This window comes from uncultured Methanobrevibacter sp., assembly GCF_900314615.1.
GTDB lineage: Archaea > Methanobacteriota > Methanobacteria > Methanobacteriales > Methanobacteriaceae > Methanocatella.
This window is the reverse complement of the sequence record NZ_OMWA01000010.1, coordinates 14,484-29,869: the sequence shown is the minus strand read 5'-3', so window position 1 is coordinate 29,869 and position 15,386 is coordinate 14,484. Positions and strand designations below refer to the sequence as shown.

The 15,386-nt window shown below is 35.4% G+C and carries 17 protein-coding genes; 1 reads left to right on the top strand and 16 read right to left on the bottom strand.

The window, feature by feature from the left end; translation table 11 throughout:
- Positions 1–112 precede the first annotated feature (112 nt).
- From QZN33_RS04385 to QZN33_RS04320, 14 genes are all read right to left on the bottom strand, one after another.
- Positions 113–532, bottom strand: coding sequence for a C-GCAxxG-C-C family protein (locus QZN33_RS04385; RefSeq protein WP_296789735.1), 420 nt, complete (start codon positions 530–532; stop codon positions 113–115).
- Positions 533–604: 72 nt separating this feature from the next.
- Complete coding sequence (locus QZN33_RS04380; protein ID WP_296789734.1) at positions 605–1,015, bottom strand: pyridoxamine 5'-phosphate oxidase family protein; 411 nt, start codon at positions 1,013–1,015, stop codon at positions 605–607.
- Between the two features lie 14 nt (positions 1,016–1,029).
- The gene (locus QZN33_RS04375; protein ID WP_296789733.1) at positions 1,030–1,770 is read right to left on the bottom strand and encodes a CPBP family intramembrane glutamic endopeptidase; all 741 of its coding nucleotides are present in this window, start codon (positions 1,768–1,770) and stop codon (positions 1,030–1,032) included.
- A 51-nt stretch (positions 1,771–1,821) separates the two neighbouring features.
- Positions 1,822–2,310: a methylated-DNA--[protein]-cysteine S-methyltransferase gene (locus QZN33_RS04370; protein WP_296789732.1), complete on the bottom strand. Its 489-nt coding sequence runs from the start codon at positions 2,308–2,310 to the stop codon at positions 1,822–1,824.
- A gap of 1 nt (position 2,311) precedes the next feature.
- Positions 2,312–3,106 (bottom strand): Ni-sirohydrochlorin a,c-diamide reductive cyclase ATP-dependent reductase subunit, encoded by a 795-nt coding sequence (gene cfbC, locus QZN33_RS04365; RefSeq protein ID WP_296789731.1) that lies wholly within the window; start codon positions 3,104–3,106, stop codon positions 2,312–2,314.
- Positions 3,107–3,239: 133 nt separating this feature from the next.
- Positions 3,240–4,244 (bottom strand): alpha/beta fold hydrolase, encoded by a 1,005-nt coding sequence (locus tag QZN33_RS04360; RefSeq protein ID WP_296789730.1) that lies wholly within the window; start codon positions 4,242–4,244, stop codon positions 3,240–3,242.
- 148 nt (positions 4,245–4,392) lie between these two features.
- On the bottom strand, positions 4,393–5,634 hold the full coding sequence (locus QZN33_RS04355) for a U32 family peptidase (RefSeq protein ID WP_296789729.1): 1,242 nt from the start codon (positions 5,632–5,634) through the stop codon (positions 4,393–4,395).
- 9 nt (positions 5,635–5,643) lie between these two features.
- Complete coding sequence (gene purF, locus QZN33_RS04350) at positions 5,644–7,053, bottom strand: amidophosphoribosyltransferase (protein WP_394347044.1); 1,410 nt, start codon at positions 7,051–7,053, stop codon at positions 5,644–5,646.
- Between the two features lie 75 nt (positions 7,054–7,128).
- Positions 7,129–8,025 (bottom strand): hypothetical protein, encoded by an 897-nt coding sequence (locus tag QZN33_RS04345; protein WP_296789727.1) that lies wholly within the window; start codon positions 8,023–8,025, stop codon positions 7,129–7,131.
- A gap of 9 nt (positions 8,026–8,034) precedes the next feature.
- The gene (gene galE / locus QZN33_RS04340) at positions 8,035–9,003 is read right to left on the bottom strand and encodes a UDP-glucose 4-epimerase GalE (RefSeq protein WP_296789726.1); all 969 of its coding nucleotides are present in this window, start codon (positions 9,001–9,003) and stop codon (positions 8,035–8,037) included.
- Positions 9,004–9,013: 10 nt separating this feature from the next.
- Positions 9,014–10,192: an NAD(P)/FAD-dependent oxidoreductase gene (locus QZN33_RS04335; RefSeq protein WP_296789725.1), complete on the bottom strand. Its 1,179-nt coding sequence runs from the start codon at positions 10,190–10,192 to the stop codon at positions 9,014–9,016.
- A gap of 4 nt (positions 10,193–10,196) precedes the next feature.
- Positions 10,197–10,364 carry a 4Fe-4S binding protein gene (locus QZN33_RS04330; RefSeq protein ID WP_292744004.1) on the bottom strand — a complete coding sequence of 56 codons (168 nt, stop codon included), beginning with the start codon at positions 10,362–10,364 and terminating at the stop codon, positions 10,197–10,199.
- A 121-nt stretch (positions 10,365–10,485) separates the two neighbouring features.
- Entirely contained in the window at positions 10,486–10,911 is a 426-nt protein-coding gene (locus tag QZN33_RS04325) for a universal stress protein (RefSeq protein WP_296789724.1), read from the bottom strand.
- Positions 10,911–12,617 carry an ATP-binding cassette domain-containing protein gene (locus tag QZN33_RS04320; RefSeq protein WP_296789723.1) on the bottom strand — a complete coding sequence of 569 codons (1,707 nt, stop codon included), beginning with the start codon at positions 12,615–12,617 and terminating at the stop codon, positions 10,911–10,913. The genes QZN33_RS04325 and QZN33_RS04320 overlap by 1 nt, the downstream gene beginning before the upstream one ends.
- 84 nt (positions 12,618–12,701) lie before the next feature.
- Between QZN33_RS04320 and QZN33_RS04315 the strand changes: the two genes are divergently transcribed.
- Positions 12,702–12,995, top strand: a complete 294-nt coding sequence (locus tag QZN33_RS04315) for a hypothetical protein (protein ID WP_296789722.1) — start codon at positions 12,702–12,704, stop codon at positions 12,993–12,995.
- Here the strand turns inward: QZN33_RS04315 and QZN33_RS04310 are convergent.
- Both QZN33_RS04310 and uvrC read right to left on the bottom strand, forming a co-directional pair.
- Complete coding sequence (locus tag QZN33_RS04310) at positions 12,992–13,534, bottom strand: zinc ribbon domain-containing protein (protein ID WP_296789721.1); 543 nt, start codon at positions 13,532–13,534, stop codon at positions 12,992–12,994. The two genes, QZN33_RS04315 and QZN33_RS04310, sit on opposite strands and share 4 nt — an antisense overlap.
- Before the next feature lie 98 nt (positions 13,535–13,632).
- Positions 13,633–15,384 carry an excinuclease ABC subunit UvrC gene (gene uvrC / locus QZN33_RS04305; RefSeq protein WP_296789720.1) on the bottom strand — a complete coding sequence of 584 codons (1,752 nt, stop codon included), beginning with the start codon at positions 15,382–15,384 and terminating at the stop codon, positions 13,633–13,635.
- Between the last annotated feature and the right edge of the window lie 2 nt (positions 15,385–15,386).

The following is a 15,386-nucleotide window of genomic DNA, read 5'->3' as shown; positions in this document are numbered from 1 at the left end:
TCTAAATTTTAAAATAGACCCATATTTATCTGAAAAAATATCATTTATATAAAGGACGGTTAAAAATTATTCAATAGTTAAAAAAAAAAATGAAAAATGTGCGATTTAAGCATCATTCCTCAAAAAGAATCTTTTCAGCAATTTTTGTTGCAGAATCCACCATTTTTGGACAGAATTCCTTAAACAGATTATTTTCAACAGCATAATTGACTCCTTCAGGAGTGGTAATGTCGCAGTTGAGCAAATCATTGCAGATATATGATCCGTTTTCTGCTGCAAATTCGTCCAGAAATCTTACACAGGCATCATTGCTTTTTTGCTTGTCATCACCAAACTTCAATCCCAAAGCCATTAATGCACCGGTACATGCTCCACATACTTCACCTTTACGCATACCACTTCCAAAACAGGCCCCTATTTTAAGTGCATACTCTTCATCAAGACCCAAATCTTTTGAAAATGTTGCAAAAACAGCCTGTGAACACACATACCCACTGTCAAATAACTTAACTGCATAGTCACTATAATTCATAAATTATTGTTTGAATTTTAAAGTATAATAACTATTCTAAAAAAATAAAAAGAGATATTTTTTAAAAAATATCTAAAAATTATAAGATTCGTTTATTTTACCGGTTACATCTCTAATTTCAGCAGTTGCTTCTTCAAGATGGAAAATAGCTAACTTGAAACCGGTTTCATCATTGTAGATACTTTGAAGGAATTCATTTTCAGCAACAATTGCATCTGCAAGAGTGTAGTCCTCTTCAAATACTGCTTTTCCGTAATATCTTAGGAAATCTGTTTCAACAAGAGCAACTATTTCAACATAAGGATTTTTCTCCATCTGTTTGTAGACATCCTTGTGATTTCCTATACCGAAATAGAGTTTTCCGTCTTTAAGCAGGTGAAAACCTAAAGGTCTGTTTTTAGGTTTGTCCCCGTCTACTGTTGCCAGGAAAAATACCTGTGCTTCGTTCATGAACTCATCAATTCTTTGTGCGTTTTCTGACATTTTATCACCAATTATTAAATAATATGTTTATTCTTTTTAAGAATATAAAATCCTATTATAACAAGCACTATTGCATCCAAAATCAGAACAGGATCTGCCAAATTTCCGATATATGCCATTGCTCTTGCATCTGAAGTTGCATAGAGGTTAAAGTAGTCTGCAACACTGTTGATACAGAAATGTGCAATAATCGGTGCGATGATTGATTTTGAGTGAATGTATAATCCGAGAGTAAATACTCCCAAACCTACTGTGAACACAATCTGGCAGGAAGTTGCATACCATCCGTCGACAAATCCGTTGAACAGATGGCCTATTGAGAATGCCAAGGCTAAAAATATTATATTGTACCATCTGAATTTGCCGTTTTCTTCAAATAGGGAACAGCCGACATATCTAAAGAACAGCTCTTCCCAGATTGCAGTTGTTAGAGTGCCCAGTACTGTAGTCAGTATAAAACTAGGATAAGGTTCAAAGTCTAAAGGACAATTCTGCAAGACAATAGAAAATATTACAGGTATAATTATCAAAAGCAAATAATGCCATTGAAAGTGAACATTAAAAAGTGAGCGCAAGTCTCCACGTTTGACTGCATACAGACAAAGGATAATTATTATACCTATTTTCATGATTATATCATAGTAATCAGGCCAGCCAAAAAATCGGGCCACATCACCTGAAGCGAAAAACAGATATCCTATTATTAATGCAGAAATTAAAAATAGTATATAATTTGTAAATTTTATTTCACTCATGATTATAATTTTAAACAACGCTATAAATAACTATTTTGATTTTGAATGAAATCATAAAAAATGTATATTTTCAACTTTTAGAAGTTCAATCTTTTTGTCAATTCCTGCAGCATAACCTGTAAGTTTTTGATTCGCACCTAAAACCCTGTGGCAGGGAATGAGAACAGCTATAGGATTGTGTCCGACTGCACCGCCGACAGCCTGGGCGGACATTGTTGGCGAAATCATCGATGCAATCTCACCATATGTCAATGTTTCGCCATATGGAATCTGTGTTAGAATCTTCCAGACTTTCTTTCTAAATTCACTGCCGTGAGGTCGGAGGGGAAACGTAATTTCAGGGTTTAAACCTTGAAAATAATCATCAAAAAAATTGAAAACATCACTAAAAACTGCTAAATCACTGTCTTCTATAATTTCACCACTGAGGGATGATTTGAAGTGTTTCTGACCGTAAAACCAGACCCCGCAAATGGCCTCGCCGTCACTTGCAATCATCATCTCGCCAATCGGTGAGATGTAATTTGTTGAATAGTACATACTAAAGATATGATTTGAAAAATTCCTCGAATTCCTCATCACTCATAGGTTCGGGAGTTGATATGTTTTCATTAGCCATAATGCTTGAAGCAAGGTTACGGTATTCTTGTGCTTCATCACTTTCAGGGTATTTTTCTACAACAGTTTTTGCATCTAATTCAGCATCCTGAATCAAATTACTTCTATGAATTGTACCAACTATATGTGTTCCTATCTTTTTTGCAAAGTCATTAACAATCTGCTCTTCGTTATCAACATTTCTGCAGTTGCATACAATACCGCTCAGATTTCCTTTAAGCTTTTTAACACCACGAACAATATTGTTTGCAGCATAAAGTGACATGTATTCACCTGAAGTTACAATCAAAACCTCATCAGCGTATTTTTCACGAAGAGGCACTGAAAAACCGCCGCAGACCACATCACCAAGCACATCATATACGACTACATCCAAGTCCTCATCAAAGATTCCCAATTTTTCAAGTCTTTTCATAGCTACAATAACGCCACGTCCTGCACATCCCACACCAGGTTCAGGACCTCCGCTTTCAACGCATAATATGTCCTTGAATCCTCTGAAAACAAGGTCATCCCTTTGATAATCTTTATTGTTTTTTATTGTGCTGACAACAGTAGGGATTCTTGAGCCATATAATGTACGTGTAGTGTCCGCTTTCGGGTCGCATCCTATAACAAGGCAGTTTAAATCATCACTGCCCCATATTGCAGATAAATTTGCCACAGTAGTACTTTTTCCGATTCCGCCCTTTCCATAAATAGCAATTTTTTTAATCATAAAATTCTCTCATAATTTTAATTGTTAAATTAGATGTTACTGTAAATAGATTAGTCAACATCAATATTATATTTTTAGAAATTCAAGCCTGGCATCCGGAGGCAAACACACAAAAAATATAAAAAAAGAGTAGTTAGTCAAATTCTTCTAAAAAATCATTAAAGATTTTATTCAGTTCGCTGTAGTCGACATCAAATTCAAAATGATTGAAATTTAACTCCAGAGGTATGATTTCGCAGTTTTCAATTAAATCCCCCAAAGGCAATATGTCATATTCCTTGGAAAAATACATCTCATCAACAGGAATTATGACTAGTGTCTTTGCTTTGATATTGGATATTTTATTTTCCAGATTAAAATTCATTATAGCATAATTCTGCAGCTTAAAGTCATAAATGTCGACAAACAGCTGATCCTCTGCATGATCTTCCATCAGAATATCAATTTCATCATTAGTCATTTTTTGGAAATTCTTTCTGGAAGGGTAGTTTGTATACAAAATCTTGTTAATTGAAAGCATCATTCTGGATAAAGAATCATTATAAATATCTGAGTAAAAATCATCACTGGACTCTATAATACTTTCAATTGCTTTAGATACGGCATATCTATAACCGTTAGTTTTAAATGAGCTGTTTACTATTACAATAAAGTCCATGAAATCAGGATATTCACATGCCCATGTATAGACTTCATAACCGCCCATACCGGTTCCTATTAAACCTAAAACTTTTTCAATATTGAATTTTTCCTTTAAAAACTTTTTTTTGAAATTAACCTTATCACTAAATGTATATTCCGGGAATTTGTATCTCAATCCGGTAGTAGAAGGACTGCAGGAGTCAGGAGTTCCTAAAGATGATATTGATATTAAAAAATATTTATTATAATCAAAAGCTGCCCCTTCACAGGTTATTGAATACAGTTCATCTATTGAAGAGCAGTTCCCATCATATTTATGACATATAAGAATCGCATTTGTGATATTGCCGGATTCATCATACTTTGGAACGCCCTTTGTCCTGAATTCCACTTCAGGATTTTCAATTACGATTCCGTTTTCAAATTCAAATTTATCAAGAGTAAATTTTCCATAATCATATACGACATCAGAGTTTTTAAATATAAAAATCACCACTCATTACTAATTAATTATCTTTAATGAATGCTATTTAAATTTTTCCAAATAAATGAAAATTTTAAAAAATAATCAAAAAAATGTAAACATAATTTAATATATATGTACAAACATGTACATTATTTTAAAAAAAGAAATAAATTTATAATTACTGCTTTCTTTCAATGAGCTTATAAACAAAATCATTTTGCCGTACTTTATGAGGAATAGCTATTGCAACATTTTTACCTTTTTCAGCACTTTCAACAGCTTCACCTTCAATCTGCATGGAATCAATAGTGTGAGTTATAGAACCTGTGGTTTTTCCCTGGATGATAATTTTATCGCCGAGTTTCAAATCATCCCAAATCCTCAGCTCAGCAGCCTTGACCTTGCTGTAATAGTTAACAACCTGCCCCATGTCTTTTTTTATATATTTTGACTGGTTGTCATGGCTTGTCTCGAATGGTGTTGAAAAATAGAAATTTGTGTCAAATCCACGATTGAATACACTTGTAAGCTCATCCATCCATTCATCCTTAACTTTGTAGTTTAAAGGATCGTTTAAGTAGTCATCCATAGCCTGCCTGTATATTCCAGTAACCATTGCTCCATAATCAGGGCTTCTGGCCCTTCCTTCAATTTTAAAGGATGCAACTCCGCTTTTCATTAATTCAGGGATGTATTCTATCATGCACATGTCCTTCGGGGAGAAGAAATTTGTTCTGTAGCTTCCGTCATCACTGCCAGATATTATGAATCGTTCATCTTCAACATCAGAGAAGTTTACAACATTGTCTTCTCCTTCCTCATATGTAAGTGTCCAGTTTTTACGGCAGGGCTGGAGGCAATCGCCGCAGTTTGCACTTCTCCCATAGAGCCCATAACTCAAAAAGCATCTTCCAGAAATTGCCATGCATATTGCACCGTGAACAAATATTTCAGTTTCAATAGGTGATTTTTGAGTGATATCCGTGATTTCGGCAAGTGACAGCTCCCTTGAAAGAATCGCCCTTTTGGCACCAAGTTTTTTAAGGGTTTTTAAGGTATAGGAATTAGTTACATTTTCCTGAACGCTTATATGGGCTTCAAGTCCGTGTGAAACAGTGTCTTCTATAAGACCTATGTCAGATAATATCAGTCCGTCAATTTCAGATTCAGAGATGGACTGGAGATTTTTTTCAAGCTCTGATGCCAGACGTTCATTTAAAATGATGTTTGTGCATAGATAGGTTTTAGCTCCGTATTCCTTAGATACTTTGGAAACTTCCTTTAAATCATTTAGAGAAAAGTTTTTTGCATTGGCCCTCATGTTATAGTCATCAAGGCCAAAGTAAACTGCATCGGCTCCATTTTCAAGAACCGCACGTAAAGATATGAAATTTCCAGCAGGAGCTAATAATTCTACCATAAAAATCTTTTAAGGTTTATAGTAAGTTTCCGCTTCAATATCATCAGGCAGTTCTGTAGGATACTCCTCATTCAAACAGCCTAAACATAAATCTTCCTTAGGCATTCCAATTGCATCAACCAAAGCAGGCAGTGTAATGTAACCTAAAGAATCAATATCAAGCTGATCTTGAATTTCATCCACACTGTAATTTGCTGCAATCAGTTCTTTTTTGGTTGCCATAGCAACACCATAATAGCATGGAGAAACAACAGGAGGGCAACCTACCAAAAAGTGGATTTCTTCAGGTTCTGCTTCTTTTACCAAATCAAGCAATTGTTTTGAAGTGGTACCTCTTACAATACTGTCATCAATTAAAATAATCTTTTTGCCTTTGATGGCTTCTTTAATCGGATTCAATTTAAGCCTGACTGCAAGTTCACGTTCTTCCTGAGTCGGCATGATAAATGTTCTTCCAACATATCTGTTCTTGATTAATCCTTCACCGTAAGGAATTCCTGATGCTCTTGAATATCCGATAGCTGCAGGAATTGATGAATCAGGAACAGGAATTACAAAATCAGCATCAATAGGATATAATTTGTGAAGCTGCTCACCAATGTGCATTCTGGTCTGATATACATTTATTCCATCAATTGTACTGTCAGGCCTTGCAAAATAAACATATTCAAACATGCAGTGAGACAGTTTGCATTTTCCGGCACTTTCAAGCATGTGGGATTTTATTTCATCATCTTCAAAATAAACGACTTCACCAGGGACAATATCTCTGATGTATTTTGCGTTGATAACATCAAAAGCAACTGTTTCAGAAGCTAAAATGTATTCATCCCCTCTTTGTGCAACCGCAAGAGGTTTAATTCCCATAGGATCTCTTACACCATAAAGTTCGCCGTTTACTAAAATAGTCAATGCATATGAACCTACGAGTTTTTTACAAACAGCTTCAATAGAGTCTATAATAGTTTTATTGTTGTCATAATGCTCCTTTTTAAGCATATAACAGATTACTTCAGAATCAGTATCAGATTTAAATTCATAACCTTCCCCTATCAGTTCATCCCTTAGTTCAGAGGAGTTTACGATATCTCCGTTATGAGCCATAGCTATAAATCCGTCATCAAAATCAGTTACAAAAGGCTGTGAATTTTCCAGTTTTGACTGGCCTGTAGTTGAATATCTTACATGACCGATTGCCATACTGCCCTGCAGATTCTGGATTTCATAATCCCTGAACACATCAGTAATTAAACCCATACCGCAGTAATAATTCAAACCCTTATCCGGATTAAAAGTAGCTATTCCAGCTGATTCCTGACCCCTATGTTGTAAAGCATATAAACAATAATAAACAAAGGAAGCGACATTTTTAGATTCATCCTTGCAGTGAATTCCAACGATTCCACACTTATCTTCCATCTCACCTTGCATCTGCAAACACCTATAAAATAGTATAATTATAATTATCTAAAAACTAGTATAAAATAATAATGTTTAATCCCAAAAATTCTCGAAAGTATTAGGAGCGTCATCATAGGAATCTCTTACTTCGGGAATTTTTTCTTCTTCGGTATCCTTTAATTCTTTTTTTAAATCATCGGAATTGTCATCAACAAATATTAAAGCAGTTCTTACAATGTTAAGCCATTCTACAGCCTTTGACTTTGATTGTGCCGCAATATAATTTTGACCTACAATTATGTTATCCGGCCTGAACTTGTTTGTAGCTATAACAATCCTTTCCTCATCTTCAAGATCACTTCTGAAAGTTTCCTGCCAAAGCTCTTCAAGATTGAAAATTTCTAAAATCTCTTTTGAATAAATGTCCTCATACCTTAGCCTGAATGCTGAAAAATCGGATTTTACTTCTTCAAGGTCTTCTCTCAGTTCATTGTTTTCCTGAGATAAAATTTCATTTTCCTTAATCAGCTTATTGTAATCATCCAGGAGATTATTGTAATTATGGGTTACTTTCATAAGTTTATTTTCCAGAGTATGGATGTTTATTAAATTTAAAGAATAAGACAATGTTGATTTTATTATTGAATTTAGAATTTCCTTTTCAGCCAGTCTGAAGTCAATGGATTCATCTTCAACAATAATGTTGTTATAGTCAAATAAGCCTATATGATTAAAATCAGTTTTTAATTCATTAAAAAGAATATTGTAAGTTTCATCAGACCCGTAACCTCCAATAAGCAGAATATCGGCACCTCCAGCTACCTTTTTTACAATGCTTATTTCAGTGGTTGGTATAATGGATGAAACTATTATATTATAATCAGATTCGAGCTGGATATTGTTGACTGCCTTTGATACCAGCTGAGCAATATCCAATCCCTGAACAATAATACGAACATCAATTTTTGATTCATGATTTTCGTTTTCCATGAAAACTACCTAAATTATATTTATCTTTTCATGCCATTTCCATGCGGACTCAACAATACTTTCCAGGTCATACTGAGGAATCCATCCGAGTTTATCTCTGATTTTGGTTGAATCAGCTATTAATACAGCAGGATCTCCTTCACGGCGTTCATCGAGTTTTACCTCAAAGTCACATCCGGTGACCTTTTTGCACATGTCGATTACTTCACGAACGGAATATCCTTCACCGTTACCAAGATTGAAAATGTTTGACTCATTTTCATTGCATAGGTATTCATATGCCTTAATATGTGCATCAGCAAGATCGTTTACATGAATATAATCACGGATGCATGTTCCGTCAGGAGTATCATAGTCAGTACCGAAAATTGAAATGCTGTCCCTTTTTCCGATAGCTGCATCTAAAATCAATGGAATAAGGTGAGTTTCAGGGTCATGGAGTTCCCCTACCTCACAGTCGAAATCAGCTCCAGCAGCATTGAAATATCTAAGTGACACATAATTGAAATCACCTTTTTCAGCTTCCCTTTCAAGGGCTTTTTCGGTAATGAATTTGGAATGTCCGTAAGGATTGATTGGTTTTAAATCTGTATCTTCAGTAATTGGAATCTGTGTCGGATTTCCGTATACCGCTGCAGTTGATGATAAAATAAATTTGTCCACATTAAATTCCCTCATGATTTTAAGGAGATTTAATGTGTTTTTATAATTGTTTTTCAAATATTTTTGAGGAAATTCAACTGATTCTGCTACTGATGAGAAAGCAGCAAAATGAATGACACCGTCAATGTCATATTTTTCAAAAACTTCCCTCAGGTTATCCTTACCGAAGTCATAGTTTTCAAAATTACCCCATTTTACAAAATTTTCATAACCTTTGCAGAGATTGTCAACAACTACTGTATCATAACCTGCATTGTGTAGTGCCTTGTTTGTATGAGAACCAATATAACCTGCTCCACCAGTAACCAAAATCATTGAAACACCTTTAGATAAATTTACCTAATTTAAGTAAAGCTTTTGGAGATATTTTGATTAATTTTTGAACTATTTCAGTTGTAGAGATTTTCTCAAAGCTTTCTCCTTCAAATGCATGAGCAATACTGTCTAGTTCCTTATCTGATAGGGTGAGTAAATATTCCTGTACTTTTTTGTATCTTTTGATTTCACGGTCAAGTTCATCATGAGCCATTTTGTCGTATTGTTTTAAGAATTTTTTGGAACAGTCCTCTTTGATTGCCTGTGCAGCAACTTGTCCTGCACACATTCCACCGGTCATACCTGAAATGATTCCTCCACCAGTCAATGGGTTAACTTGTCCTGCAGCATCTCCTACAACCATAATGTTATCATCATAAAGTTTTTTGGTCATTCCGCCGACAGGGTCTCCACCTACATTCAGCTCAACAGCCTGAGCGTTTTTGAGGTAAGGGGATTTAGCAACAAAATCATCAAGGTATTCTTTAGCTGATTTTTCCGCTTTGTGAGGAAGAATTGCCAAACCGACATTTGCGATGTCATCTCCTTTAGGGAAAATCCATACGTATCCTCCAGGTGCGCATGATCCGAAGTAAAATTCAATGACTCCAGGTCTTTCGAATTCCACGTTACACATTTCGTACTGTACACCGGATTCCATTTCCTTAGGTTTTGCAGCCGGTCTGAGTCCTGCCCATCTTGCAACGTGGCCTTCAGGACCGTCAGCGGCGATTAATATTTTACATTTGTAGTCGGTTTTTACGCCCATGGATTCTGTTTCAACAATGTATCCATTATCAATTTTTTCAATACCTGTTACTAAGGTTTTGATTTTGATTTCAGCACCTGCTCTTGCTGCATCCATTGCCATGTGCTTATCGAATACTTTTCTTTCTAAAATGTATCCTGCTTCAGGTAACTGTACTTCGTCTTTTGTTAACCATACATCGGTTCCGTCAGGTGCCTGCAGTCTTACACCTTGAATTTCCTGGGTAACCCAGCGAGGGGAAGGTTCAATTCCCAATTTTTCAAGACCCTGAATTGATACACCTTCAGCACATCTTTTTGGTGCTCCAATTTCAGATTTTTTATCCATTAAAATAACTTTTGCTCCACCTAAAGCAGCATGTTTTGCTGCGCTGGAACCTGCAGGTCCAGATCCTACAACTATTACATCAGTTTCAATCATATAATCATTCCTCTTTTTCTAAAGCATCAATTGGACATGCTTTGATACATGTATCACAATCTTTACAGTCGTCATCGTTAAAGACTAATGAATACTCTCTAACTTGAATCAAATTTCTTGGACATACCCCAGCACACTCTCCGCAGAATGAGCACCAATCTTTCACTATCATAAATATCTCCTTTTATAACCAAATAATTTAGTTATAAATAATAAGTTTTTTATAATATTTAAAAGTTTAGTAAAAAATAGCTAAAAAAGGGTAAATAAAGAAAAAAAATAGTTTTAAAGAATTATTTAATCAGTAATACTGGAACATCACAAGTCCTCAAAAGCCTTTCTGCAACAGAACCTATCTGAGTATCACTAACTTCATTATCTTCAAATGATACAAATCTGTTGTTATTAGCTCCGTGAGCATGAATAACAACCAGATCAGCACGGGTTTGCTCAACGATGAATTTCATATCCCTTAAAGGATCAGCAGTAAGCAAATGTTCTGTAACTTCAACTCCAACATCAGCTGCCTTTTTGGTGATTTTTCCCAGAATTTCATCACCGCTGTCCTCTTCATCGTCATAGCTGTTGAGCGAAAACTCTTCAAGAACATGAACTGCAGCTATTTTTGAAGAATATTTCTGAGCAAGGTCAATTGCAATTTCTGCCGCTTCATCTCCATATTTAGATCCGTCAACAGGAAGCATAATAACATCAAACATTATTTGTCCCCTTTCAGGTAGTCTGCATGACAGAAATCAATGAAGTTATCTACTATTTCATCTATATTTTCACTGTCGTCAATTATCTTTCCGTCATCCATAAATACTGCTCTGTTGGACAATTCCTTAATGAAATCAGTATTGTGAGAAATCATTACAATAGTAATGCCGTACTGTTTGGAAATCTTTTTAAGTGAGTTTGTAACATCTCTTAAAGTAACAGGGTCCAAATCACCGAACGGTTCATCTAAAAGCAGGAATTTTGGTCTTGAAACCAAAATCAGGGAAAGCATTACACGAACCTTTTGACCGCCGGAAAGTTCATAGGACCTTCTGTGGAGAATATCCAAATCCAAGTCAAGGCTTTCAAATATGTCTGCAACAGCTTCTTTTGTAGCTGTTTCAGGAAATCTCGGGAACAGATCATTTAATATTTCCGCATCAAGACCAATCTGTTCGAGACGATGTTTGGCTTCCATTTCTGGAAGGTCAGTCAACAAATAAAATGAATCAAGCAATTCTTCACTTACACCAATTCTTCTGGCTCTTTCCTGAGCTTCCTTAACTACATTTTCATTTTTGTATCCGAGTCTTGCTGCAAGCTGGTTTAAAACAGTAGCATAATGGCTTAAGGCAAATTCCTGATGCATGAAACCCAGTTTTGAACGGATTTTCATACGGTTCATACCTGGAATTTCAATGTCTCTCCATTCACCGTCAGCGTAATAAAGGATGTCCCCCTTGTCGGGATGGTCAAGTCCACCGAGCATTCTTAATAAAACAGTCTTGCCGGCTCCGCTCGGACCTATAATGCTTAAAATATTTTTATCCTGAACCTTGAAGTTTATGTCTTCCATCTGGAGAACTTCTCCTCCGGTCAAAAGATAGAACCTTTTAAAGACATCTTTAACATCAATAACGTCCTCATCAGTTGCGATGTTTTCAATATCAACTATAGGTTCCATATCTGCCATGAACTTGTCACAGATTTCTTCAGCAGTACCTTCATCTGCAATTTCTCCGTCTTCAAGCAGAATTACTCTATCTGCGAGATATTTCTGTACATCCGGCAGGTGGGAAACAAGAACCACAGTAATATTCAGTTCCTTGTTGATTTTTTTGACCGCATCAAGTATTTCCTGTTTGGTTTTAGGGCATGCCATAGTAGCAGGTTCATCAAGAAGTAAAGCTTTTGGTTTTTTTGCAAGCTGACGAGCCATGATAAGCCTTTGTTTTTCACCGCCACTTAATACAGATGCATAATGGTCTGCTTTATGAGTGAGTGAAACAAGTTCAAGAAGTTCGTCCGCTTCCTCTCCGAATTCACTTTCGGCCACTTCAAAGTTAGTGTCACCTTCATCGAAATATCTTCTGGCGTAAAGTTTTCTCAAGACATTTTCACGGACTGTATCCGGCCATACACCAAATGACCTTTGAAGATGAATTGCTGTAACCTTTTTAAGATTGTTATAATAAAACTGGGAAGAGCCTGCATCCACACTGACATCACCTACAGTAATCTTACCTGCGTCAATGTGTTCGACCCCTCTTAAAGCTCTAAGAAGAGTAGTTTTACCAGACCCGCTTCTACCCATGATTCCAAGGATTTCACCTTCTTTAACTTCAAAGCTGATGTCTTTAACAGCAGTTACTTTAGTTCCGTCATCTAATTCATAATCTTTACTTACATTTTCTACTTTTATCATTCTTTATGCCCCTTATGATAATACAATTATATTCATGAAACTATTTATATTTTTAACAATAATATTTAAGAACAAGTGATAAAAATGGCTGACGACATTAAAATTGAAGAATATTTAAACTATCTGGAACAAGAAAAAATAATGATTGAAACTCATTTTGCTAATATGGAACGTATCCTAAGGGATGAACCTAAACTAGACCAGCAGAAAGCATTCGGACTACTGTCTAACTTTAATACATACAGTATTCAATACGACCAATTATGCAATGATTTAATCAATTTTTTAAGAATATTCAAAGAAGATGAGAAAGAAATAAGACTTTACAAAACTGAAGAACTGGTAGAGTTATTAGAATCAAAAATCGGTGAATTCTAACTGTCATAGTTTAATGAAACACTACCACCGTTACCGGCTGTAGTTGAATTTTCAGCTACAACTTTACCATTTCTTAAAATTTGAATTGTAAGTTCTCCTTCACCGCCATATTTTTCAGCTTCTATGTGTACATCATCCCATGCAGCACAGTCAAGTGCATATGTATTAGTTCCATTACCTGTTTTTTCTATAAGATAATTCGGATCACCCATTTTAGCATACCAGTTACCATCGTATTTGATTACTGCTTTGAAGGGATAAGAAGAAGACTGATGCTGGCTTCCATCATCAGCTATAATATTCAATGATTCATCATTACTAGGTTGAGAATTATTATAAGCAAAAGAAAACAATAAAAAAGCAATTACAATTATTCCCATAACAATTACAATCTTTTTAGCTATGCCAACTCCCCAGTGTCTATCTTTCTTTGATTTATTTATTGGTTTAGAATTTTTATTTAGAAGGGGGTAGGCACAATTATCACAATACTGAGATGAGGTTGCATTTTCGTAACCGCATCGTGGACATCTAACCATAAATTTAATTCCTTTTCATTTCTTATAAAGACTTTTAAAAATTATGATATTTAAAGTTAATGTAAAATTAGTTGTTTTTCCTAAAAATAGATAAGGAATTAATGATAATAATTATAGACATTTTCAGCTGTTTTTTGATTCATACCCTCTGTTTTAGCTAATTCCTCAATTGATGCCTTCTTAATTCCTTCGATTGTTCCAAATTCTTTTAAAAGATTCATCTTCCTTTTTTTACCGATTCCAGCAATATCATCAAGTGAAGAGGCTGATATATTCTTACTGCGTAGTTTTCTATGATACGTAATAGCAAAGCGATGTGATTCATCACGCACTTGCTGAAGCAGATGCAAAGCTTTGTTATTTTTAGGAATTATAATTGGACGACTTGAATTTGGAATAAATATCTCTTCAAATTCCTTTGCAAGCCCAATAATTGGAATATGAGTGAGATTTAATTTTTCTAAAACACCGCAGGCCATACCAAGCTGTCCCTTACCCCCATCTATTACAATCAGGTCCGGTTCAGGATCTCTATCCACCATTTTTAATCTTCGGGTCAAAAGCTCTTCCATCATGGCAAAATCGTTCGGTCCGGGAGTTTCCATTCTGAAATGCTTATACATTTTTTTGTTGGGTTTTCCATCTTTGAACGATACCTTGGAACCAACAGCAAACTTACCGGAAATGTTACTGATATCATATCCTTCAATTACCCTAGGCAGTTTTTCAAGTTTAAGGTATTTTTTAAGCTCTATTAATGCTGATTCCATCTTTTTCTTCTGATGTTTAATGATTTCGGCATTTTTACGCGCCATTTTAACTAGACGTAATTTAACACCCTTTTGAGGAACCTTAATATGGACCTTGTTTCCCCTTAAATCACTCAGCCATTCCTCAAGCAGTTCCTTTTCATCAATATCCTCATCGAGAAGAATCTGCTTTGGAACATGACGGTTGTAGCCGTAATACTGCTGAATAAAAGCAAACATGATTTCAGATGATGAATCATATTGTGATGCACTCATCAGGAAGTCATCCCTTCCGACTATTTTACCGTTCCGGATAGGCATAATAATGACCACAACTTCATTTTCGCCCGGAGCAATAGCTATAACGTCCTGGTCAAGGTCATCATCGACTAAATCAACAAACTGCTTTTCCATAATCTCTTCGATAGAGGCAATCTGGTCTCTTAAAACCGCTGCCTTTTCATATTCTTCATTTGAAGCAGCTTCCATCATTTCCTTTTTGAGATTTTTCACAATGGTTGAATATTTGCCCTGGAAAAACAGATCAATCTTGTTGATGATTTCGGAATATTCCTTTTCGGAAATCTTTCCGTCACATGGTGCGTAACACAGGTCAATCTGTGAATTCAGACAGGGTCCATGCATATTTCTGCAGGTTCTAATCTTAAACAATGATTTCAAGAATTTAACAGTCTGTTTAACGGAACCCACATCAGTAAACGGACCGTAATATATCCCGTTTTTGGTTACGTTTCTGGTAATGACAAGACGTGGAAACTTTTCATCTGTGATTTTTACATAAGGATATCTCTTGTCGTCCTTAAGCTGAACATTATATCTCGGGCGATGCTTTTTAATTAAAGTAGCCTCTAAAATCAAAGCTTCCTTTTCTGAATTGGTTACAATATATTCAAGGCTGTCAAAGTGACTCATCAGTATCTGAGTTTTTGGCCTGTCCAGCTTTTCCCTAAAATAAGATTTAACCCTTTTTATAAGATTTTTAGCTTTGCCTATATAGATTATGGTGTCATTTTCATCACGCATAATATAGACACCTGGTTTATTTGGCAAATTATCGGGAGATTTAACTTTTGTAGACATGA